General features: G+C 50.2%; 25 protein-coding genes and 3 pseudogenes. All 28 read left to right on the top strand.

The window, feature by feature from the left end; all coding sequences use genetic code 11:
- The first annotated feature begins 175 nt into the window (after window positions 1-175).
- On the top strand, window positions 176-823 hold the full coding sequence (locus FQ015_RS23065; protein ID WP_000337547.1) for a transcriptional regulator TraJ family protein: 648 nt from the start codon (window positions 176-178) through the stop codon (window positions 821-823).
- 119 nt (window positions 824-942) lie between these two features.
- Entirely contained in the window at window positions 943-1,170 is a 228-nt protein-coding gene (gene traY, locus FQ015_RS23060) for a conjugal transfer relaxosome protein TraY (RefSeq protein ID WP_000589558.1), read from the top strand.
- Window positions 1,171-1,203: 33 nt separating this feature from the next.
- Window positions 1,204-1,569 carry a type IV conjugative transfer system pilin TraA gene (gene traA / locus FQ015_RS23055; RefSeq protein WP_000340270.1) on the top strand — a complete coding sequence of 122 codons (366 nt, stop codon included), beginning with the start codon at window positions 1,204-1,206 and terminating at the stop codon, window positions 1,567-1,569.
- Window positions 1,570-1,583: 14 nt separating this feature from the next.
- Entirely contained in the window at window positions 1,584-1,895 is a 312-nt protein-coding gene (traL, locus tag FQ015_RS23050) for a type IV conjugative transfer system protein TraL (RefSeq protein ID WP_000012106.1), read from the top strand.
- 21 nt (window positions 1,896-1,916) lie between these two features.
- Window positions 1,917-2,483 (top strand): type IV conjugative transfer system protein TraE, encoded by a 567-nt coding sequence (gene traE / locus FQ015_RS23045; RefSeq protein ID WP_000399792.1) that lies wholly within the window; start codon window positions 1,917-1,919, stop codon window positions 2,481-2,483.
- Window positions 2,470-3,198 carry a type-F conjugative transfer system secretin TraK gene (gene traK, locus FQ015_RS23040; protein WP_202385158.1) on the top strand — a complete coding sequence of 243 codons (729 nt, stop codon included), beginning with the start codon at window positions 2,470-2,472 and terminating at the stop codon, window positions 3,196-3,198. Before traE ends, traK begins: the two co-directional genes overlap by 14 nt.
- Window positions 3,198-4,624 (top strand): annotated as a pseudogene (gene traB, locus FQ015_RS23035) (F-type conjugal transfer pilus assembly protein TraB). The gene traK and the pseudogene traB overlap by 1 nt, the downstream one beginning before the upstream one ends.
- Window positions 4,614-5,201, top strand: coding sequence for a conjugal transfer pilus-stabilizing protein TraP (traP, locus tag FQ015_RS23030; protein WP_000002771.1), 588 nt, complete (start codon window positions 4,614-4,616; stop codon window positions 5,199-5,201). Before traB ends, traP begins: the two are co-directional and overlap by 11 nt.
- Window positions 5,188-5,508 carry a conjugal transfer protein TrbD gene (locus FQ015_RS23025; protein ID WP_053287529.1) on the top strand — a complete coding sequence of 107 codons (321 nt, stop codon included), beginning with the start codon at window positions 5,188-5,190 and terminating at the stop codon, window positions 5,506-5,508. Before traP ends, FQ015_RS23025 begins: the two co-directional genes overlap by 14 nt.
- Window positions 5,505-6,020, top strand: coding sequence for a type IV conjugative transfer system lipoprotein TraV (gene traV, locus FQ015_RS23020; protein ID WP_000724020.1), 516 nt, complete (start codon window positions 5,505-5,507; stop codon window positions 6,018-6,020). Before FQ015_RS23025 ends, traV begins: the two co-directional genes overlap by 4 nt.
- A gap of 134 nt (window positions 6,021-6,154) precedes the next feature.
- Window positions 6,155-6,376, top strand: a complete 222-nt coding sequence (gene traR, locus FQ015_RS23015; RefSeq protein ID WP_104730540.1) for a conjugal transfer protein TraR — start codon at window positions 6,155-6,157, stop codon at window positions 6,374-6,376.
- Window positions 6,369-6,842 carry a hypothetical protein gene (locus tag FQ015_RS23010; protein ID WP_000549569.1) on the top strand — a complete coding sequence of 158 codons (474 nt, stop codon included), beginning with the start codon at window positions 6,369-6,371 and terminating at the stop codon, window positions 6,840-6,842. The genes traR and FQ015_RS23010 overlap by 8 nt, the downstream gene beginning before the upstream one ends.
- A gap of 79 nt (window positions 6,843-6,921) precedes the next feature.
- A pseudogene (locus FQ015_RS24430) lies at window positions 6,922-7,140 on the top strand (hypothetical protein).
- 27 nt (window positions 7,141-7,167) lie between these two features.
- Complete coding sequence (locus FQ015_RS23005; protein WP_000836687.1) at window positions 7,168-7,530, top strand: hypothetical protein; 363 nt, start codon at window positions 7,168-7,170, stop codon at window positions 7,528-7,530.
- A gap of 125 nt (window positions 7,531-7,655) precedes the next feature.
- Entirely contained in the window at window positions 7,656-10,286 is a 2,631-nt protein-coding gene (traC, locus tag FQ015_RS23000) for a type IV secretion system protein TraC (protein WP_160524551.1), read from the top strand.
- On the top strand, window positions 10,283-10,669 hold the full coding sequence (trbI, locus tag FQ015_RS22995) for a type-F conjugative transfer system protein TrbI (protein WP_015059013.1): 387 nt from the start codon (window positions 10,283-10,285) through the stop codon (window positions 10,667-10,669). The genes traC and trbI overlap by 4 nt, the downstream gene beginning before the upstream one ends.
- Window positions 10,666-11,298: a type-F conjugative transfer system protein TraW gene (gene traW / locus FQ015_RS22990; RefSeq protein WP_001203734.1), complete on the top strand. Its 633-nt coding sequence runs from the start codon at window positions 10,666-10,668 to the stop codon at window positions 11,296-11,298. The genes trbI and traW overlap by 4 nt, the downstream gene beginning before the upstream one ends.
- Window positions 11,295-12,287 carry a conjugal transfer pilus assembly protein TraU gene (traU, locus tag FQ015_RS22985; protein WP_000830839.1) on the top strand — a complete coding sequence of 331 codons (993 nt, stop codon included), beginning with the start codon at window positions 11,295-11,297 and terminating at the stop codon, window positions 12,285-12,287. Before traW ends, traU begins: the two co-directional genes overlap by 4 nt.
- Before the next feature lie 8 nt (window positions 12,288-12,295).
- Window positions 12,296-12,934 (top strand): type-F conjugative transfer system pilin assembly protein TrbC, encoded by a 639-nt coding sequence (trbC, locus tag FQ015_RS22980; RefSeq protein WP_104730559.1) that lies wholly within the window; start codon window positions 12,296-12,298, stop codon window positions 12,932-12,934.
- Window positions 12,931-13,311, top strand: a complete 381-nt coding sequence (locus FQ015_RS22975; protein WP_053287535.1) for a hypothetical protein — start codon at window positions 12,931-12,933, stop codon at window positions 13,309-13,311. The genes trbC and FQ015_RS22975 overlap by 4 nt, the downstream gene beginning before the upstream one ends.
- A gap of 235 nt (window positions 13,312-13,546) precedes the next feature.
- Complete coding sequence (traN, locus tag FQ015_RS22970; RefSeq protein WP_237427088.1) at window positions 13,547-15,451, top strand: type-F conjugative transfer system mating-pair stabilization protein TraN; 1,905 nt, start codon at window positions 13,547-13,549, stop codon at window positions 15,449-15,451.
- A gap of 26 nt (window positions 15,452-15,477) precedes the next feature.
- Complete coding sequence (locus FQ015_RS22965; RefSeq protein ID WP_000864317.1) at window positions 15,478-15,735, top strand: conjugal transfer protein TrbE; 258 nt, start codon at window positions 15,478-15,480, stop codon at window positions 15,733-15,735.
- Complete coding sequence (traF, locus tag FQ015_RS22960) at window positions 15,728-16,471, top strand: type-F conjugative transfer system pilin assembly protein TraF (RefSeq protein ID WP_001030406.1); 744 nt, start codon at window positions 15,728-15,730, stop codon at window positions 16,469-16,471. Before FQ015_RS22965 ends, traF begins: the two co-directional genes overlap by 8 nt.
- A gap of 13 nt (window positions 16,472-16,484) precedes the next feature.
- Window positions 16,485-16,850 (top strand): hypothetical protein, encoded by a 366-nt coding sequence (locus tag FQ015_RS22955; protein WP_000008455.1) that lies wholly within the window; start codon window positions 16,485-16,487, stop codon window positions 16,848-16,850.
- A 378-nt stretch (window positions 16,851-17,228) separates the two neighbouring features.
- A complete protein-coding gene (gene traQ, locus FQ015_RS22950) occupies window positions 17,229-17,510 on the top strand; it encodes a type-F conjugative transfer system pilin chaperone TraQ (protein WP_001233876.1) in 282 nt (93 codons plus the stop codon).
- Entirely contained in the window at window positions 17,497-18,042 is a 546-nt protein-coding gene (gene trbB, locus FQ015_RS22945) for a type-F conjugative transfer system pilin assembly thiol-disulfide isomerase TrbB (protein ID WP_104730551.1), read from the top strand. The genes traQ and trbB overlap by 14 nt, the downstream gene beginning before the upstream one ends.
- Window positions 17,972-18,271, top strand: a complete 300-nt coding sequence (trbJ, locus tag FQ015_RS22940; RefSeq protein ID WP_141094723.1) for a P-type conjugative transfer protein TrbJ — start codon at window positions 17,972-17,974, stop codon at window positions 18,269-18,271. The genes trbB and trbJ overlap by 71 nt, the downstream gene beginning before the upstream one ends.
- A gap of 28 nt (window positions 18,272-18,299) precedes the next feature.
- Window positions 18,300-18,509: pseudogene (locus FQ015_RS22935) on the top strand (F-type conjugal transfer protein TrbF); the annotation flags it as partial.
- Window positions 18,510-18,586 lie beyond the last annotated feature (77 nt).

Genomic DNA, 18,586 nt, shown 5'->3' with positions numbered 1-18,586 from the left:
ACTTTGTTCAAATATCAGAGTTTTTAATGGTTCAAACTGATGACAATAATCAGAATAATTAGTATATTAATTACGTGGTTAATGCCACGTTAAAATTTGAACTTGAAAATCGCCGATGCAGGGAGCTTGTCCCTCCCTGCATCGACTGTCCATAGAATCCTTTGAGGAGGTTCCTATGTGTACGATGGATACTAGAGAAAGAGCACTCATACGTCAATCAGGCCTGCCGGAAATTATTTTATCCGCAAAATATCCAGTCTGTGTCCGCACAGAGTCAGGAAAATTCATAGACTCAAACTCTGTTTTTTTACAATTAATAAAGTGTCAGAATAGTGATTCTGAAATATGGTTTTCTGGTATTGATATTGATACGCAAATTTTATTTCATACTGCTGAAGTTGATGCTTTCTCGTCCTCGAATGGAGTGAGTATTATTAATAGTGTAATATTGAATGATGTATCATGGGATGTGGTGGTTGAAAGTACGGAAGTGAATAACTTGAATTTGTTTGTCTGGAGATTCTTCGAAAGATACGTAGTTAGTAGCTTTTTTATAAAGGGCAAGGAGTTTAGTTGTGAACATGACAAATATCGCTTTAATAAGATAATACCGTATCTTTTGGGTTATAGTCATGAGTATTCTTCTCAGAGAATGGATATCTCTGTTGACCAATCTAAAAAAATATTTATGAATTTTAAACAACACTATGGTTTCTCAGACAGGGATGAGTGGTTGCGATATGCTATAATCTCTGATGTGTTATTTTATCTATATCAATACTTCGCTAGTAATATTAACAGCCTTCACTGTAAAGAAATGTAATCATTCCCGGCACTAAAAGTGCCAGTATTTGTTAACGTAATTTACTATTTTGTTGTTTATTTTTGTGTGCGTCTTATGTGAATATTTTGACTAAATCTCTTTTATTTATGGGAGGGAGGGTGATTAAAGGAGCTTTAAGATCTGCGCCAAGTAGAAAGGTTTTACTTACCCTTGATGAGGAAACGAATAAATTATTACTTGGAGCCAGAGAGCGTAGTGGAAGAACGAAAACAAACGAAGCATTGGTGAGGTTGCAGGATCATTTGCAACGTTATCCAGATTTTTATAATGAAGAAATATTCAGGGAGGTGACCGAAGAGAGCGAGTCAACATTTAAAGAACTTTAGTTTTTATCTATCAATATTAAACAGAGGAATCATATGGACGCCGTTTTAAGTGTTCAGGGTGCTTCTGCGCCCGTCAAAAAGAAATCGTTTTTTTCCAAATTCACTCGTCTGAATATGCTTCGCCTGGCTCGCGCTGTGATCCCGGCTGCTGTTCTGATGATGTTCTTCCCGCAGCTGGCGATGGCCGCCGGCAGCAGTGGTCAGGACCTGATGGCAAGCGGTAACACCACTGTTAAGGCGACCTTCGGTAAGGACTCCAGTGTTGTTAAATGGGTTGTTCTGGCTGAAGTTCTGGTCGGTGCTGTCATGTACATGATGACCAAAAACGTCAAGTTCCTGGCCGGTTTTGCCATCATCTCTGTATTTATTGCTGTGGGTATGGCCGTCGTTGGCCTCTGACAGGAAATAAAACGATGTCGGGAGACGAGAATAAACTTAAGAAATATCGTTTCCCGGAAACACTGACCAACCAGAGCCGCTGGTTTGGCCTGCCACTGGATGAACTGATCCCCGCAGCAATATGTATTGGCTGGGGTATCACAACATCGAAATATCTGTTCGGTATTGGTGCAGCGGTTCTGGTTTATTTCGGGATTAAAAAACTGAAAAAAGGGCGGGGCAGTTCCTGGTTACGTGACCTGATTTACTGGTATATGCCAACAGCCCTGCTGCGCGGTATTTTTCATAATGTTCCCGATTCGTGTTTCCGGCAGTGGATTAAATAGAACTGATACCAGGATTGTTATATGGAACACGGTGCCCGTTTAAGTACCAGTCGTGTAATGGCCATCGCCTTTATATTTATGTCAGTGCTTATTGTTCTCAGCCTCTCTGTTAACGTCATTCAGGGGGTGAATAACTACCGTCTTCAGAATGAGCAACGCACTGCCGTGACGCCAATGGCATTTAATGCCCCCTTTGCCGTGTCACAGAACAGTGCCGACGCCTCTTATTTACAGCAGATGGCGCTGTCATTTATTGCCCTCCGTCTGAATGTTTCATCAGAAACCGTCGATGCCTCACATCAGGCGCTTCTGCAATATATCCGCCCGGGCGCACAGAACCAGATGAAAGTTATTCTGGCTGAAGAAGCAAAGCGTATTAAAAACGATAACGTGAACTCAGCCTTTTTCCAGACCAGTGTTCGTGTCTGGCCTCAGTATGGCCGTGTGGAAATTCGTGGTGTGCTTAAAACCTGGATTGGTGATTCAAAACCTTTCACTGATATCAAACATTACATCCTTATTCTGAAGCGGGAAAACGGGGTGACCTGGCTGGATAATTTCGGGGAAACAGACGATGAGAAAAAATAATACGGCAATAATATTCGGCAGCCTGTTTTTTTCCTGCAGCGTGATGGCCGCAAACGATACGCTGGCCCCCACCGTGGTGCCAATGGTGAACGGTGGTCAGGCCAGTGTTGCCATCAGCAATACCAGCCCGAATCTGTTTACCGTTCCCGGTGACCGGATTATCGCCGTGAACAGTCTGGATGGTGCCCTGACCAATAATGAGCAGACCGCCTCCGGCGGTGTGGTGGTTGCCACCGTCAACAAAAAGCCCTTTACGTTCATTCTGGAAACAGAACGTGGTCTGAATCTTTCCATTCAGGCCGTTCCCCGTGAAGGCGCGGGGCGTACCATTCAGCTGGTCTGTGACCTGCGCGGAACCGGAGAAGAAGCCGGTGCGTGGGAAACGTCCACGCCTTACGAATCCCTTCTTGTGACCATCAGCCAGGCCGTCCGTGGCGGAAAATTACCCGCAGGCTGGTATCAGGTCCCGGTGACAAAGGAAACCCTGCAGGCCCCGGCGGGGCTGTCTTCAGTGGCAGATGCCGTATGGACGGGGAATCACCTGAAGATGGTCCGCTTTGCCGTGGAAAATAAAACGCTGTCTGCCCTGAATATCCGGGAAAGTGACTTCTGGCAGCCGGGAACCCGTGCCGTGATGTTCAGCCAGCCTGCCAGCCAGTTACTGGCAGGTGCGCGCATGGATGTGTATGTCATCCGTGACGGGGAGGGCAACTGATGGCCAGTATCAATACCATTGTGAAACGCAAGCAGTACCTGTGGCTGGGGATTGTGGTTGTCGGTACAGCCTCCGCGATTGGTGGGGCACTGTATCTGTCTGATGTGGACATGTCCGGTAACGGTGAAACCGTGGCTGAACAGGAGCCTGTGCCGGATATGACCGGTGTGGTGGATACGACCTTTGATGACAAGGTGCGTCAGCATGCCACCACAGAGATGCAGGTGACGGCAGCGCAGATGCAGAAGCAGTATGAGGAAATCCGTCGTGAGCTGGATGTTCTGAACAAACAGCGCGGTGATGACCAGCGTCGTATTGAAAAGCTGGGACAGGACAATGCCGCCCTGGCAGAGCAGGTAAAAGCCCTGGGTGCTAATCCCGTCACGGCGACCGGTGAGCCTGTACCGCAGATGCCTGCCTCACCGCCCGGCCCGGAAGGCGAACCACAGCCAGGAAACACCCCCGTATCCTTCCCGCCGCAGGGCAGCGTTGCTGTTCCACCGCCGACGGCGTTTTATCCCGGGAATGGTGTCACGCCACCACCACAGGTGACGTACCAGTCTGTGCCGGTGCCTAACCGGATACAGCGTAAGGTGTTTACCCGTAATGAGGGAAAACAGGGACCATCACTGCCGTACATTCCGTCAGGAAGTTTTGCGAAAGCCATGCTGATTGAAGGGGCGGATGCCAATGCCTCTGTCACCGGTAATGAATCCACGGTGCCGATGCAGCTGCGTATCACCGGCCTGGTGGAAATGCCGAACAGCAAGACGTATGACGCAACGGGATGTTTTGTGGGTCTGGAAGCCTGGGGTGATGTGTCCAGTGAGCGTGCCATTGTACGCACCCGCAATATCAGTTGCCTGAAGGACGGCAAAACTATTGATATGCCGATTAAGGGGCATGTCAGCTTCCGGGGTAAAAACGGTATCAAGGGCGAAGTGGTGATGCGTAACGGCAAAATCCTCGGCTGGGCATGGGCGCGGGATTTGTTGACGGTATCGGTCAGGGAATGGAGCGCGCCTCCCAGCCGGCTGTCGGGCTGGGTGCCACAGCCGCTTACGGGGCTGGTGATGTCCTGAAAATGGGTATCGGTGGCGGCGCATCGAAAGCCGCACAGACGCTCAGTGACTACTACATCAAACGTGCCGAACAGTATCACCCGGTGATACCGATTGGTGCGGGCAACGAAGTGACCGTGGTGTTCCAGGACGGCTTCCAGCTGAAAACCGTGGAAGAGATGGCGCTGGAACGCACGCAGAGCAGAGCGGAAGAAGACAATCCGGAAAGTCCGGTTCCTGTTCCGCCATCGGCTGAAAGTCATCTTAACGGCTTTAATACTGACCAGATGCTGAAGCAGCTGGGCAACCTGAATCCGCAGCAGTTTATGTCCGGCAGCCAGGGAGGGGGCAACGATGGCAAATAATATGTCACTCCGTCAGATATGCCATGCCACCCGGTATGTTGTTGCCCAGGGCCTGTGTTGGTTGTTCTGGTGTCTGAAATACGCCGTCATTCTGCCGCTGGCCACAATGGCTCTGCTGGCGTTACTGGTTTTATGGAAGGACAACACCACACCGGGGAAATTGCTGGTTCAGGAGATCGAGTTTGTAAGGGGCAGAACGCCAGCCGGGCTGTATCCGGTCCGATACTGCTCGAACAGTTTTGGTTCCGATTTAGCGATGCCTCCGTCTGTAACGTGCGGTTTTCGCCGGGGGGATGCTGCAGAATATGCCAGGGAGACTGACCAGTCTCTGATGCAACTGTTCACCGCATTATGGGCAACGCTGGCACTGATGTATGTCTCGCTGGCGGTGATCTCCGGAAAATATCCGATGCGACCCGGAAAAATGAAATGTGTCCGGGTGGCAACTGCAGATGAACATCTGAAGGAAGTTCTTACGGAAGATGCTTCCCTGCCGGAAAAAATCAGGAAATGCCATGTTTATTTCCCTGATGACCGAACAAACAGAAGCAACGGAGATAAAAATGAACATGCGTAATATTAATATTATTACTGCACGCTCTGTACCGGATAAAAGCGTATCAGATGATTTTATGAATGCTGTTCTCAGTAACTGCGCCACAAGAATCGTACTTCCTGCACTGAAGGAATTCGGTTCTGAATCATTGCCGCACAATTTTAATATGGCAGCTGTCGGTGTGATGAAGAAGGGTATGTCGATGAGCTTATTTTCTTCTCCGGGAAATACAGTAGTCTTCGGACAACCCTGTGCAGGGAAAACAAATCTGACAGCAGAGTTAATTTCTGCTGTTGTGGGGAATAATAAAAAAGGAGAAGGGCAATGAAAAAGATTTCTTTATTTATTCCTCTGCTGGGGACGTTATTACTTTCTGGCTGTGCCGGAACTAATACGGAATTTGAGTGTAACGCCACCACATCAGATACCTGTATGACGATGGAGCAGGCCAATGAGAAGGCCAAAAAACTGGAGCAGTCCTCAGAAGCAAAGCCGGTTGCGGCATCACTGCCGCGCCTGGCTGAAGGGAACTTCCGGACAATGCCTGTGCAGACCGTCACCGCGACCACTCCGTCCGGCAGCAGACCTGCGGTGACAGCACATCCGGAGCAGAAACTGCTGGCACCACGCCCGCTGTTTACCGCTGCCCGGGAAGTGAAAACGGTTGTTCCGGTCAGTTCAGTTACGCCGGTAACACCTCCTCGTCCGCTAAGAACGGGTGAGCAGACGGCTGCATTATGGATAGCGCCTTATATTGATAATCAGGATGTTTATCATCAGCCATCCAGTGTGTTTTTTGTTATTAAGCCGTCTGCGTGGGGAAAACCTCGTATTAATTAACTGGCCCTGAAGTTGTATATCAGCCGGCAATGCCGGCGGGCTTTCTGTATTCAAAATCTGCCTGTAAAACGAGTGCCCTGTGCGTGAAAAGGGATGGGCGGTAGCGTGTCAGAACATGTCGGGAGGAATATTCCGTGAGTGATGAAGACGATGAAGCATATTCAGTGACAGAACAACTGACCATGACAGGAATAAACCGGATACGCCAGAAAATAAATGCTCATGGTATTCCTGTTTATCTCTGTGAAGAATGCGGAAATCCTATTCCGGAAGCCCGGCGGAAAATATTTCCCGGTGTGACGTTATGTGTTGAATGTCAGGCGTATCAGGAAAGGCAGAGGAAACACTATGCATAAATCAGAAGCTGAAAAAATAGATTCTATTCTGGATGAACATCAACAGATATATCGCAGACATAACCGAATAGATAACATCCTGGCGTTTTGTGCGTGTATTGCATGGGTTCCCTGTATTATTGCTGCGTTCGGCGTTGATGGTATATATCTGAAAATCCTGTTTGCGGTCCTTGCCTGCTGTGGTGCGGTATGCTTTTTTATTTTCTTCTTCACCCTCCTGCCGGAATCACTCATGGTCCTCAGCCGTCAGAGCCTGCTTCAGATTATGCGTCTGACTGAAGACGTACCGGATGCGAGACAGGAACTGCTTAACCGTCTGCTGTCCGGTAAAAAACTGACTGGTCGGGATGAAAAGGATATCCGGCGTCTCTGGCAGGAGAAAGTGGATGCAATGCAGGAGTCTGCCACCCGTCAGCGTGAACAGGATACCATCCGGAAGTTTACTGAAGGGAATAAATCCGAATGAGAATCTGCAGCGTTTTATGACCTCATAAGTTAACTGAAGGAATATTCAGTGATTAATATTTAACTGGAGGTAATAAAGAATGCATACCTTTATCTTTCTTGTGCTGATGAAAAATGTTGGCGGTGGTGGTATCTGGAATATTACACCCATGCCAAATACGGATGTATGTGTACAGATCCTTCGGAGAATATAAGCGCGTGGAGGCAGGGGCTTAGAAAATACAGGGGAGTGTATTGAAGTTAAAACAAATGAACCTTTGAACAACGTGATGGAAACACTGAATGGTGGTGGGCAATGAGTGCTTACTGCTTCGAAGGAAAATGAAATGAAGTCGATATATTTAAAATCTGTTCTGGCTTTTATATTTGTTGGCGTTATGGCTATGTTGATATGTGGTCTTTTTTACAATGATTACCTTGAGCAACAACCTGCAACACCAGAACAACTGACAGAGATTACACAGGATACCCCCTGTGCAGCAGAAGCATTTAAGGAAGCTATTAAGTCTGACACATCTGATTATCAGCCTGAGCCTTTAAGTCTTGGTAAGGCAAAAGAGCTTGCATCAGCGTGTAGAGAAAGAAACGAAATGGCAGAGGTGAAACGGGTAAGAGAAAATGAGCGAAATAAGATACGTGAAAAACAACTTCAGGCATTAAATGATGCTCATTCAGCAAAGGAACATTAATCCTGGTTTCCTGTTAAAAGCCTCCATCTCTTATTTGTGCTGTGGTTTTAAGAATGGCACTGCCTGATATATCCACGGTCACAGACTGATATTTTCCTTTTTTAAACGCACTAAGGAATACTCATATGAGTAATAACCCACTTGAGGCCGTCACTCAGGCGGTTAATTCACTGCTGACCGCGCTTAAATTACCGGATGAATCCGCAAAGGCCAATGAAGTTCTGGGCGAAATGAGCTTCCCGCAGTTCAGCCGTCTGCTGCCGTACCGTGATTACAACCAGGAATCCGGTCTGTTCATGAATGACACCACGATGGGCTTTATGCTGGAAGCCATTCCCATCAATGGGGCGAATGAGTCCATTGTGGAGGCTCTCGATCATATGCTGCGCACTAAACTGCCGCGCGGTATTCCGTTGTGTATCCATCTGATGTCCAGTCAGCTGGTTGGTGACAGGATTGAATACGGGCTGCGTGAGTTCTCCTGGTCAGGTGAACAGGCCGAACGGTTTAACGCCATTACCCGGGCCTATTATATGAAAGCGGCAGCGACACAGTTTCCGCTGCCGGAGGGGATGAATCTGCCCCTGACCCTGCGCCATTACCGGGTGTTTATCTCGTACTGTTCTCCCTCGAAGAAAAAAAGCCGGGCCGACATTCTGGAAATGGAAAACTTGGTGAAAATCATCCGGGCGTCGTTACAGGGGGCCAGTATCACCACACAGACGGTGGATGCACAGGCCTTTATCGATATTGTCGGGGAGATGATTAACCATAATCCGGACTCCCTGTACCCGAAAAGACGTCAGCTGGACCCGTATTCTGATCTGAATTATCAGTGTGTGGAGGACAGTTTTGATCTGAAAGTCCGGGCTGATTACCTGACGCTGGGCCTGCGTGAGAACGGCAGGAACAGCACGGCCCGCATCCTGAATTTCCATCTGGCCCGTAACCCGGAAATCGCCTTCCTGTGGAACATGGCCGACAACTACAGCAACCTGCTGAACCCGGAACTGTCCATCTCCTGTCCGTTTATCCTGACGCTGACTCTGGTGGTGGAAGACCAGGTGAAAACCCACAGCGAAGCCAACCTGAAGTACATGGACCTGGAGAAAAAGTCGAAGACCTCCTATGCCAAATGGTTCCCGTCCGTGGAGAAAGAGGCGAAGGAGTGGGGGGAACTGCGTCAGCGGCTGGGCTCTGGTCAGTCTTCTGTCGTGTCCTACTTCCTCAACATCACAGCATTCTGCAAGGACAATAATGAAACGGCGCTGGAAGTGGAGCAGGACATCCTGAACAGCTTTCGTAAAAACGGTTTTGAGCTGATTTCACCGCGCTTTAACCACATGCGCAATTTCCTGACCTGCCTGCCCTTTATGGCCGGGAAAGGGCTGTTTAAACAGCTGAAAGAGGCCGGAGTGGTTCAGCGCGCAGAGAGCTTTAACGTTGCCAACCTGATGCCGTTAGTGGCGGATAACCCCCTGACACCGGCAGGTCTGCTGGCACCCACCTACCGTAACCAGCTGGCGTTTATCGATATTTTCTTCCGGGGGATGAATAACACCAACTACAACATGGCGGTCTGTGGCACCTCCGGGGCCGGTAAAACCGGGCTGATACAGCCACTTATCCGCAGCGTGCTGGACTCCGGAGGCTTTGCCGTGGTGTTCGACATGGGGGATGGCTACAAGTCCCTGTGTGAGAACATGGGGGGCGTATATCTGGACGGTGAAACCCTGCGTTTTAACCCGTTTGCGAACATCACCGATATCGACCAGTCAGCGGAGCGTGTCCGCGACCAGTTGTCGGTGATGGCCAGCCCCAACGGTAACCTGGATGAAGTGCATGAAGGTCTGCTGCTGCAGGCGGTCAAAGCCTCCTGGCTGGCCAAAAAGAATCAGGCGCGCATTGATGATGTGGTGAATTTCCTGAAAAACGCCAGTGACAGCGAGCAGTATGCCGAGTCACCGACCATCCGCAGCCGTCTGGATGAAATGATTGTGCTGCTTGACCAGTACACTGCCAACGGCACTTATGGCCGGTATTTTAACTCTGATGAGCCGTCCCTGCGGGATGATGCCAGAATGGTGGTGCTGGAGCTGGGTGGACTGGAAGACCGTCCGTCACTGCTGGTTGCGGTGATGTTCTCCCTGATTATCTACATCGAGAACAGGATGTACCGCACGCCGCGTAACCTCAAGAAACTGAACGTCATTGATGAGGGGTGGCGTCTGCTGGACTTCAAAAATCACAAGGTCGGTGAGTTTATTGAGAAAGGCTACCGTACTGCCCGCCGTCATACCGGTGCCTATATCACCATCACACAGAACATCGTCGACTTTGACTCTGACAAGGCCTCCAGTGCTGCCCGCGCGGCATGGGGTAACTCCTCCTACAAAATTATCCTCAAACAGAGTGCGAAGGAGTTCGCGAAATACAACCAGCTGTATCCGGACCAGTTCCTGCCACTGCAGCGCGACATGATTGGTAAGTTTGGTGCGGCCAAAGACCAGTGGTTCAGTTCCTTCCTGCTGCAGGTGGAGAACCACTCCTCCTGGCACCGTCTGTTTGTGGACCCGTTAAGCCGCGCCATGTACAGCTCTGACGGCCCGGATTTTGAGTTTGTGCAGCAGAAGCGTAAAGAGGGGCTGAGTATTCATGAGGCGGTGTGGCAGCTGGCGTGGAAGAAGTCAGGGCCGGAGATGGCTTCGCTGGAAGCCTGGCTGGAAGAACATGAGAAATACAGGAGTGTTGCATGACCACAACGCAAAAAACGACTGATGTTACAGCCCGTCGATGCAGCCACTGGTGGTGGACGGTGCCGGGATGCCTGGCAATGGTGTTACTGAACGCAGCCGTCAGTTACGGCATTGTCAGACTGAACGCACCGGTGACTGTCGCCTTCAACATGAAGCAGACCGTGGATGCGTTTTTTGACAGCGCCAGTCAGAAACAACTGTCAGAAGCACAGTCAAAAGCCCTTTCAGCGCGTTTTAATACGGCACTGGAAGCCAGCCTGCAGGCGTGGCAGCAGAAACACCACGCGGTCATTCTGGTGTCGCCTGCCGTGGTACAGGGGGCACCGGATATCACCCGGGAAATCCAGCAGGATATCGCCCGGCGAATGAGGGCGGAACCATGAGATGCCGGGGGCTGATTGCCCTGCTGATATGGGGGCAGAGTGTGACCGCCGCCGATCTTGGTACCTGGGGCGATCTGTGGCCGGTAAAGGAGCCGGACATGCTGGCGGTGATCATGCAGCGTCTGACGGCACTGGAGCAGTCCGGTGAGATGGGCCGGAAAATGGATGCCTTTAAGGAGCGGGTGATCCGTAACAGCCTGCGGCCCCCTGCCGTGCCCGGTATCGGACGCACGGAGAAATACGGCAGCCGGTTGTTTGACCCGTCCGTCAGACTGGCTGCGGATATCCGGGATAACGAAGGGCGGGTGTTTGCCCGTCAGGGTGAAGTGATGAATCCGCTGCAGTATGTTCCTTTTAACCAGACGCTGTATTTCATCAATGGCGATGATCCGGCGCAGGTGGTCTGGATGAAACGCCAGACGCCGCCCACACAGGAGAGCAAAATTATCCTCGTGCAGGGAAGTATCCCGGAGATGCAGAAAGCGCTGGACAGCCGTGTTTACTTTGACCAGAACGGTGTGCTCTGTCAGCGCCTCGGCATCGATCAGGTACCGGCACGGGTGAGTGCTGTTCCCGGCGATCGCTTCCTGAAGGTGGAATTTATTCCGGCAGAGGAGGGCAGAAAATGAAGCGAAGCCTGTGGCTGCTGATGTTATTCCTTCTCGCCGGTCATGTCCCTGCGGCGTCTGCGGATTCTGCCTGTGAGGGGCGTTTTGTAAACCCGATCACGGATATCTGCTGGAGCTGTATTTTCCCGCTCTCGCTGGGCAGTATCAAAGTCAGTCAGGGTAAGGTCCCCGACACGGCGAACCCGTCGATGCCCATTCAGATTTGTCCGGCACCGCCGCCGCTGTTCAGGCGTATCGGGCTGGCCATTGGTTACTGGGAGCCGATGGCGCTGACGGACGTCACCCGGTCACCGGGATGCATGGTGAACCTGGGCTTCAGCCTGCCGGCTTTTGGTAAAACGGCACAGGGAACGGCGAAAAAGGATGAGAAGCAGGTGAACGGGGCGTTCTATCACGTTCACTGGTACAAATACCCGCTGACGTACTGGCTTAACATCATCACATCGCTGGGTTGTCTGGAAGGTGGTGACCTGGATATCGCTTATCTTTCTGAAATTGACCCCACATGGACGGACAGCAGCCTGACCACCATTCTCAATCCGGAAGCTGTCATCTTTGCCAATCCGATAGCACAGGGGGCCTGTGCAGCAGATGCCATTGCCAGCGCCTTTAATATGCCTCTCGATGTTCTGTTCTGGTGTGCCGGTTCGCAGGGCAGTATGTACCCGTTCAATGGCTGGGTGAGTAATGAGTCCAGTCCGTTGCAGTCCTCCCTGCTGGTCAGTGAACGCATGGCGTTCAAGCTGCACCGTCAGGGCATGATTATGGAAACCATCGGGAAAAATAACGCCGTCTGTAATGAATATCCGTCCCCAATCCTGCCCAAAGAACGCTGGCGTTACCAGATGGTGAATATGTATCCGGACAGCGGACAGTGCCACCCGTTCGGGCGCAGCGTGACCCGCTGGGAAACCGGGAAAAATCCGCCCAACACAAAGAAAAACTTCGGCTACCTGATGTGGCGTAAACGTAACTGTGTCTTCCTGTGAGGTGAATGATGAAGCTGAGTATGAAATCTCTGGCAGCACTGCTGATGATGCTGAACGGGGCGGTTATGGCGTCAGAAAACGTGAACACTCCTGAAAACCGCCAGTTCCTGAAGCAGCAGGAAACACTGAGTCAGCAGTTACGTGAAAAGCCGGACACACAGTTGCAGGCATGGGCAGAGCAGCAGGTCAGGGCGAATCCCCTTCAGCATTCCGATAACCGGTTTCTCGATGAACTGGTCCGCAGGCAGCAGGCGGCTCAGAAAGACAAACCACAGCAGGGCGCCGTGTACTTTGTGTCCTTCTCCATTCCGGAAGAGGGGCTGAAGCGGATGCTGGGGGAAACCCGGCACTACGGTATCCCGGCCACACTGCGGGGCATGGTGAACAATGACCTGAAGACCACCGCTGAAGCCGTGTTGTCCCTGGTGAAAGACGGCGCGACTGATGGTGTTCAGATCGACCCGACGCTGTTTTCACAGTACGGCATTCGCAGTGTACCGGCACTGGTGGTGTTCTGCAGTCAGGGATACGACATCATCCGGGGAAACCTGCGGGTCGGCCAGGCGCTGGAGAAAGTGGCCGCCACGGGTGACTGCCGGCAGGTGGCCCGGACGTTGCTGAATAACCCCGGAGATAAACAAAAATGACTTTACCTGCCGGGTATTATCAGATTGATCCGGAGATCCGTGCACTGGTGGCCGCGATGAACATTTACGGCTTCCGTACATATGCTTCCTGTCAGGGACATGGTTTCCCTGTTACAAAGCTGCCTCCTTATATTGCCTTTGCCTGTCCGGTAAAAATGGCTGCCCTTCTTGAGCAGCGACTGCGGCAGGATGCTGAATCAGCAATACCACGTCTGACATGGGGATGGTCGGTGAAGGGGGCTTTTAACAGTGAGTTTCAGCTCTGTTTCAGGCTTCAGCCCGATGCCCCTCATTACTGGTATAACCGGTATTGTCGTCACTCGTTATGTGCCGATTTCAGAACACTGATATCGTTACTGAAGTCGTTATCTGAGTAGTAATCCCGGTACGTCAAGAAGCCCCATGTACCATAATCCGCCAGCAATAATAATAGCCGTAATAAACAGCCCTGCAAACCACTGGTAAAAGCGATCGCTGCGCCGTTTTTTTCCAAAAGGGTCCGTTGAGCTGCAATTCCCGCACGTTGTGGCTGTTCGACTTAATGCTTTACCACAATCAACACAGTTCTGAAGTTGAGATGACATCACTTCATTCTCCAGTATGGTTCAGGTTATGAAAGAAAAGATAAATACCTTTTTCAGGTCTCTGAATTTTAATTATTCCGTAAAGCCGTGCAATCTTTGTGCAATTGTTTTTTTTCTGAGCTTTTCTGTGTTTGCTGACAGCAACAGTGATTACCGGGCTGGTTCTGATTTTGCTCACCAGATCAAAGGACAGGGAAGCAGCGGTATTCAGGGCTTTAAGCCACAGGAGAGTATCCCCGGCTATAACGCTAATCCGGACGAGACAAAATATTACGGTGGTGTGACTGCTGGCGGGGATGGCGGCCTGAAAAATGACGGCACCACGGAATGGGCGACCGGTGAAACCGGAAAAACTATCACAGAGTCATTCATGAACAAGCCGAAAGACATTCTGTCACCGGATGCACCGTTCATTCAGACCGGCAGGGATGTGGTGAACAGGGCTGACAGCATTGTAGGAAACACAGGCCAGCAGTGTAGTGCACAGCAGATAAACCGCAGTGAATTTACAAACTATACCTGTGAACGGGACACGATGGTGGAGGAGTTCTGCACACGGACTGCCAGGATCACCGGAGACTGGAAATACACGGATGAATATCGTGAGGTGACGATACCGCACTCACAGTTCCGGTTCAGTATGAACGGGCTGAAACTGGTGTTCAGTGTCACGGCTCCGGTAACCGGTACAGTGGAAAGTGCATCATTGTCTGTATACGCCGCTTTTTTCTTCCTGAATTCTCGTTATACCTTCATGAATTCAACGTTCAATGTTGGCCTGGTAAACGGGCAGTCGGGTACTTTCCCCTTGTCCGGGGCGACAGGTTTGCAGGTGACACAGGGGCAGGTACTGACCGGCAGTGGCTGTACTGCTAACGGTAACTGTCTTTCTGGCGGGAACGGTGACCGACAGGTTTATGAGAAACTAGCCAGCGGCGCGTCCACCTTTACGCTGAAACTCAGGATGAAGGTCCGTGATAAAGAATGGGTTCCACGGGTGGAGTGGGTGGAGAGTTGTCCGTTTAATAAAGCGGATGGCGTGCTGAAAGGTACTGAGTGTTCAGAGCCGGGTGGTACGAAAACCGGAGTGATGGAAGGTAAACCCTGGAGCATCACACAGGCATGCTGGGCATACCGGGATAAATATGTCACTCAGTCCGCAGATAACGGCACCTGTCAGAAATATGTCGATAATCCGGCCTGTACGCTGGCCTCACGTCAGTGCGCGTTTTATTCCGATGAGGGAACCTGTCTGCATGAGTATGCCACGTATTCCTGCGAGTCAAAAACATCAGGAAAAGTGATGGTCTGTGGTGGTGATGTCTTCTGCCTTGACGGTGAATGCGATAAGGCACAGAGCGGAAAAAGCAGTGATTTTGGTGAGGCAGTATCACAGCTGGCTGCGCTTGCCGCCGCAGGTAAGGATGTTGCCGCCCTGAATGGTGTGGATGTCAGGGCTTTCACGGGCGAGGCGAAATTCTGCCGTAAGGCCGCAGCCGGCTTCAGTAACTGCTGTAAGGATGGTGGCTGGGGTCAGGATGTGGGGCTGGCGAAGTGCAACAGTGAAGAAAAGGCACTGGGAAAGGCAAAGGACAACAAACTGACGGTGAGTGTGGGCGAGTTCTGTTCGAAAAAGGTGCTGGGCGTCTGCCTGCAGAAAAAGCGCAGCTACTGCCAGTTTGATTCGAAGCTGGCGCAGATAGTCCAGCAGCAGGGGCGTAACGGGCAGTTGCGTATCGGGTTTGGCAGCGCCAAAAGTCCTGACTGTCGGGGGATTACGGTTGATGAGCTGCAGAAAATTCAGTTCGACAGACTGGATTTCACTAACTTCTACGAAGACCTGATGAATAACCAGAAAATCCCGGACAGTGGCGTTCTGACGCAGAAAGTGAAAGAGCAGATTGCTGACCAGCTGAAACAGGCAGGGCAGTAAGGTATGGGAAACAACCGGGGGAAATGATGAAGGTCATATTCACGTCGAACCGTTTTATTGATTTTCTTATCCGGCTTTTGATTACAGCGATTGTCATTTCCCCGGTAATTATCTGGTCGTGGGATACGGTAAAAGAAACCACGGCAGACGGGATGCTTGCCGCTGCTTTCGTTATCCTTTACTCCGGTGTGCTCCTGTTTATTCTGTATTTTTGTTTTTCTGCCCTGACTGACCTGCAGAAACCTGATGAAAGAAAAAATGATGAAAGGAATGAAGATGAATAAAGCATTACTGCCACTGTTACTCTGCTGCTTTATTTTTCCGGCGTCAGGGAAAGATGCGGGCTGGCAGTGGTATAACGAAAAGATGAAACAGCCGGAGCCGGAAAATAAACCTGCACCTGTAATTCCCCGTCAGGAGCCGGATATTATGCAGAAACTGGCCGCGCTGCAGACGGCAACAAAGCGGGCGCTGTACGAAGCCATTCTGTATCCCGGTGTGGATAATTTTGTGAAATATTTCCGGCTGCAGAATTACTGGACTCAGCAGGCCGGGCTTTTCACCATGAGTGCTAAAAAGGCTATGCTGGCACATCCCGAACTGGACTATAACCTGCAGTACAGCCATTACAACGGCACGGTACGGAACCAGCTGGCAGCAGACCAGGCGCAGCAGCGACAGGCGATTGCCAGACTGGCAGAGCATTACGGCATTATGTTTTTTTACCGGGGGCAGGAACCCATCGACGGGCAGCTGGCGCAGGTCATTAATGGCTTCAGGGATACCTATGGTCTGAGTGTTATTCCCGTTTCCGTGGATGGCGTGATTAATCCACTGTTGCCGGATTCCCGGACTGACCAGGGGCAGGCGCAGCGCCTCGACGTGAAATATTTCCCGGCCATGATGCTGGTTGACCCGAAACAGGGCAGTGTTCGTCCGTTATCATACGGCTTTATTTCGCAGGACGACCTGGCAAAACAGTTCCTGAACGTTTCTGAAGACTTTAAACCGAATTTTTAAAGAGGTCGTTTAAATGAGTTTTATTTCTTTATGGCCTTTATTGCTGGCCCAGGTGACAGTGATGTCACTGACAGTGATTTTCCTTGCCGCTGACAGGCGTTTTTTTTCATGGGACTGTTTTGTTGTTTGCACCCTGTCCATGATGATGGCAGAAGGTATTGTTATTATGAAATATGAACTGTGGCATATCCCTCCTGCCCTGCAGGGTCTGGCAGGAGTGTTGTCATGGTTGCTGCTGCTACTCCATACAGGATATTTTTCAGGCATATCAGAAGGAGTGCATAAGCGTTTGTGGCTCGCTGTTGCCGCAGTGTTTTCTGGTGCGGGAATGATTATATTCTACTGGTTGCTCCATGCATCAGAAAACATAATAAAATAACGAATAGTTAATGCGAGAATAAGACACATCCAGAGAATAAATATTATAAGTGCGAGTTTTGCTCTTCTTATTCGTAACGCGGACAAGTAATTTATTACAGAGAGGAGCATCCAGAGTTCAATGCATATTATTATTAATATAAAAATAGAGAGCATGATAATTGATGGACTGTTCTTTTGTACCATATAGTCCGGTGAAATGTTTATCAGTAAGACAATGGCAACATTGCCTAACATTGTTTCCCGGATAATGTCTCTGATAGCTTCCAGTGTTTTTCTGTCAAAAAATAAACTCATAGTATTAAATCCGTGATAATTAACATAACTGTGTCTGATTGATGAAGTCAGCAATATACTGAATAATAATGGTGTTTTAAATATGAGAAAATATAAATTCTCTTTACCCCGGCTTGATATTACGGGTATGTGGGTATTTTCCCTGGGTGTCTGGTTTCATATCGTCGCCCGTCTTGTTTACAGCAAACCCTGGATGGCTTTTTTTCTGGCGGAGCTGATTGCGGCCATCCTTGTGCTGTTCGGCGCATACCAGGTGCTGGATGCATGGATTGCCCGTGTCAGCCGGGAAGAGCGTGAGGCACTGGAAGCCAGGCAACAGGCCATGATGGCAGAGCAGCAGGAGGGCGGACATGTCTCTCACTAAATTACTGCCGGTCATTTTGTTGATTATGGCCACAGGTGTACAGGCCTCCACCCGGGATGAAATTGAACGACTCTGGAATCCGCAGGGTATGGCCGCGCAGCCTGCACAACCGGCAGCAGACACATCAGCCAGGACAGAAAAGCCGGCTCCCCGCTGGTTCCGCCTCAGCAACGGCAGGCAGGTTAACCTGGCCGACTGGAAGGTGGTGCTGTTTATGCAGGGGCATTGCCCTTACTGTCACCAGTTTGACCCGGTACTGAAACAGCTGGCACAGCAGTACGGCTTTTCCGTTTTTCCCTACACCCTGGATGGTCAGGGGGATACCGCCTTTCCGGAGGCATTGCCGGTGCTACCGGACGTGATGCAGACCTTCTTCCCGAATATCCCGGTGGCCACACCGACCACCTTCCTGGTCAACGTCAACACGCTTGAGGCATTACCGCTTTTACAGGGGGCAACGGATGCCGCCGGTTTTATGGCGCGTATGGATACCGTTCTGCAGATGTACGGAGGGAAAAAAGGTGCGAAATAAGCAGGTGGTGTTACTCATTGCCGGAATATCCGGCATCGCGACGGGAATAATCGTCAGCCTGAATATCCCCTTTATCCGTCTGGGGCTTTTTTATCCCGCCAGCCCTGTAGAAATTGTCGTTTCGCTGTGTCTTACCTTTTCTGTTTCTGTTGTGTTTTTTGTAGGGGCAATTGTGGGATGGATTTCGGTGTCTGAAATATATTACAGCCGCATGACTGGTCTGAATTAATCATCGAAAATATCAGAGGGAACTTATAATGAGAGAAAATAAAAATAATCCTGAACTCAAAATCAGAAGTACAGAACGAGATTATAAATACATTTCCAGGATTACTGACAGGTATGCTGGATTGTCTCTGGTATTCCTGACTGCCGGAATTGTTTTATGGACAGTTATGAATATTATTTTTGATGCCTGTATTGATTCGTGGAAAGCTGACCCTGAGTTAAATAACTTACGTTATATGTGTGTAGTGGCACAGTAAATTTGGCCACCTGATTAAAGGTGATATTCTCACCTCAACACAAAACAGGTGACTTAATG

Source organism: Escherichia sp. HH26CH (assembly GCF_009820205.1).
Classification (GTDB): domain Bacteria; phylum Pseudomonadota; class Gammaproteobacteria; order Enterobacterales; family Enterobacteriaceae; genus Escherichia; species Escherichia coli_F.
This window is presented reverse-complemented; position numbering and strand designations above follow the sequence as displayed.

Coding starts and splice junctions, on each gene's coding strand:
- FQ015_RS22965 (WP_000864317.1), top strand. CDS start 15,478: ATGAAGGTCATATTCACGTCGAACCGTTTTATTGATTTTCTTATCCGG.
- FQ015_RS23005 (WP_000836687.1), top strand. CDS start 7,168: ATGAAGTCGATATATTTAAAATCTGTTCTGGCTTTTATATTTGTTGGC.
- trbJ (WP_141094723.1), top strand. CDS start 17,972: ATGCCGCCGGTTTTATGGCGCGTATGGATACCGTTCTGCAGATGTACG.
- FQ015_RS23065 (WP_000337547.1), top strand. CDS start 176: ATGTGTACGATGGATACTAGAGAAAGAGCACTCATACGTCAATCAGGC.
- traQ (WP_001233876.1), top strand. CDS start 17,229: ATGAGAAAATATAAATTCTCTTTACCCCGGCTTGATATTACGGGTATG.
- trbC (WP_104730559.1), top strand. CDS start 12,296: ATGAAGCTGAGTATGAAATCTCTGGCAGCACTGCTGATGATGCTGAAC.
- trbB (WP_104730551.1), top strand. CDS start 17,497: ATGTCTCTCACTAAATTACTGCCGGTCATTTTGTTGATTATGGCCACA.
- FQ015_RS22975 (WP_053287535.1), top strand. CDS start 12,931: ATGACTTTACCTGCCGGGTATTATCAGATTGATCCGGAGATCCGTGCA.
- traK (WP_202385158.1), top strand. CDS start 2,470: ATGAGAAAAAATAATACGGCAATAATATTCGGCAGCCTGTTTTTTTCC.
- traA (WP_000340270.1), top strand. CDS start 1,204: ATGGACGCCGTTTTAAGTGTTCAGGGTGCTTCTGCGCCCGTCAAAAAG.
- FQ015_RS23010 (WP_000549569.1), top strand. CDS start 6,369: ATGCATAAATCAGAAGCTGAAAAAATAGATTCTATTCTGGATGAACAT.
- traN (WP_237427088.1), top strand. CDS start 13,547: ATGAAAGAAAAGATAAATACCTTTTTCAGGTCTCTGAATTTTAATTAT.
- traF (WP_001030406.1), top strand. CDS start 15,728: ATGAATAAAGCATTACTGCCACTGTTACTCTGCTGCTTTATTTTTCCG.
- traW (WP_001203734.1), top strand. CDS start 10,666: ATGAGATGCCGGGGGCTGATTGCCCTGCTGATATGGGGGCAGAGTGTG.
- trbI (WP_015059013.1), top strand. CDS start 10,283: ATGACCACAACGCAAAAAACGACTGATGTTACAGCCCGTCGATGCAGC.
- FQ015_RS22955 (WP_000008455.1), top strand. CDS start 16,485: ATGAGTTTTATTTCTTTATGGCCTTTATTGCTGGCCCAGGTGACAGTG.
- traC (WP_160524551.1), top strand. CDS start 7,656: ATGAGTAATAACCCACTTGAGGCCGTCACTCAGGCGGTTAATTCACTG.
- traU (WP_000830839.1), top strand. CDS start 11,295: ATGAAGCGAAGCCTGTGGCTGCTGATGTTATTCCTTCTCGCCGGTCAT.
- traL (WP_000012106.1), top strand. CDS start 1,584: ATGTCGGGAGACGAGAATAAACTTAAGAAATATCGTTTCCCGGAAACA.
- FQ015_RS23025 (WP_053287529.1), top strand. CDS start 5,188: ATGAACATGCGTAATATTAATATTATTACTGCACGCTCTGTACCGGAT.
- traV (WP_000724020.1), top strand. CDS start 5,505: ATGAAAAAGATTTCTTTATTTATTCCTCTGCTGGGGACGTTATTACTT.
- traE (WP_000399792.1), top strand. CDS start 1,917: ATGGAACACGGTGCCCGTTTAAGTACCAGTCGTGTAATGGCCATCGCC.
- traP (WP_000002771.1), top strand. CDS start 4,614: ATGGCAAATAATATGTCACTCCGTCAGATATGCCATGCCACCCGGTAT.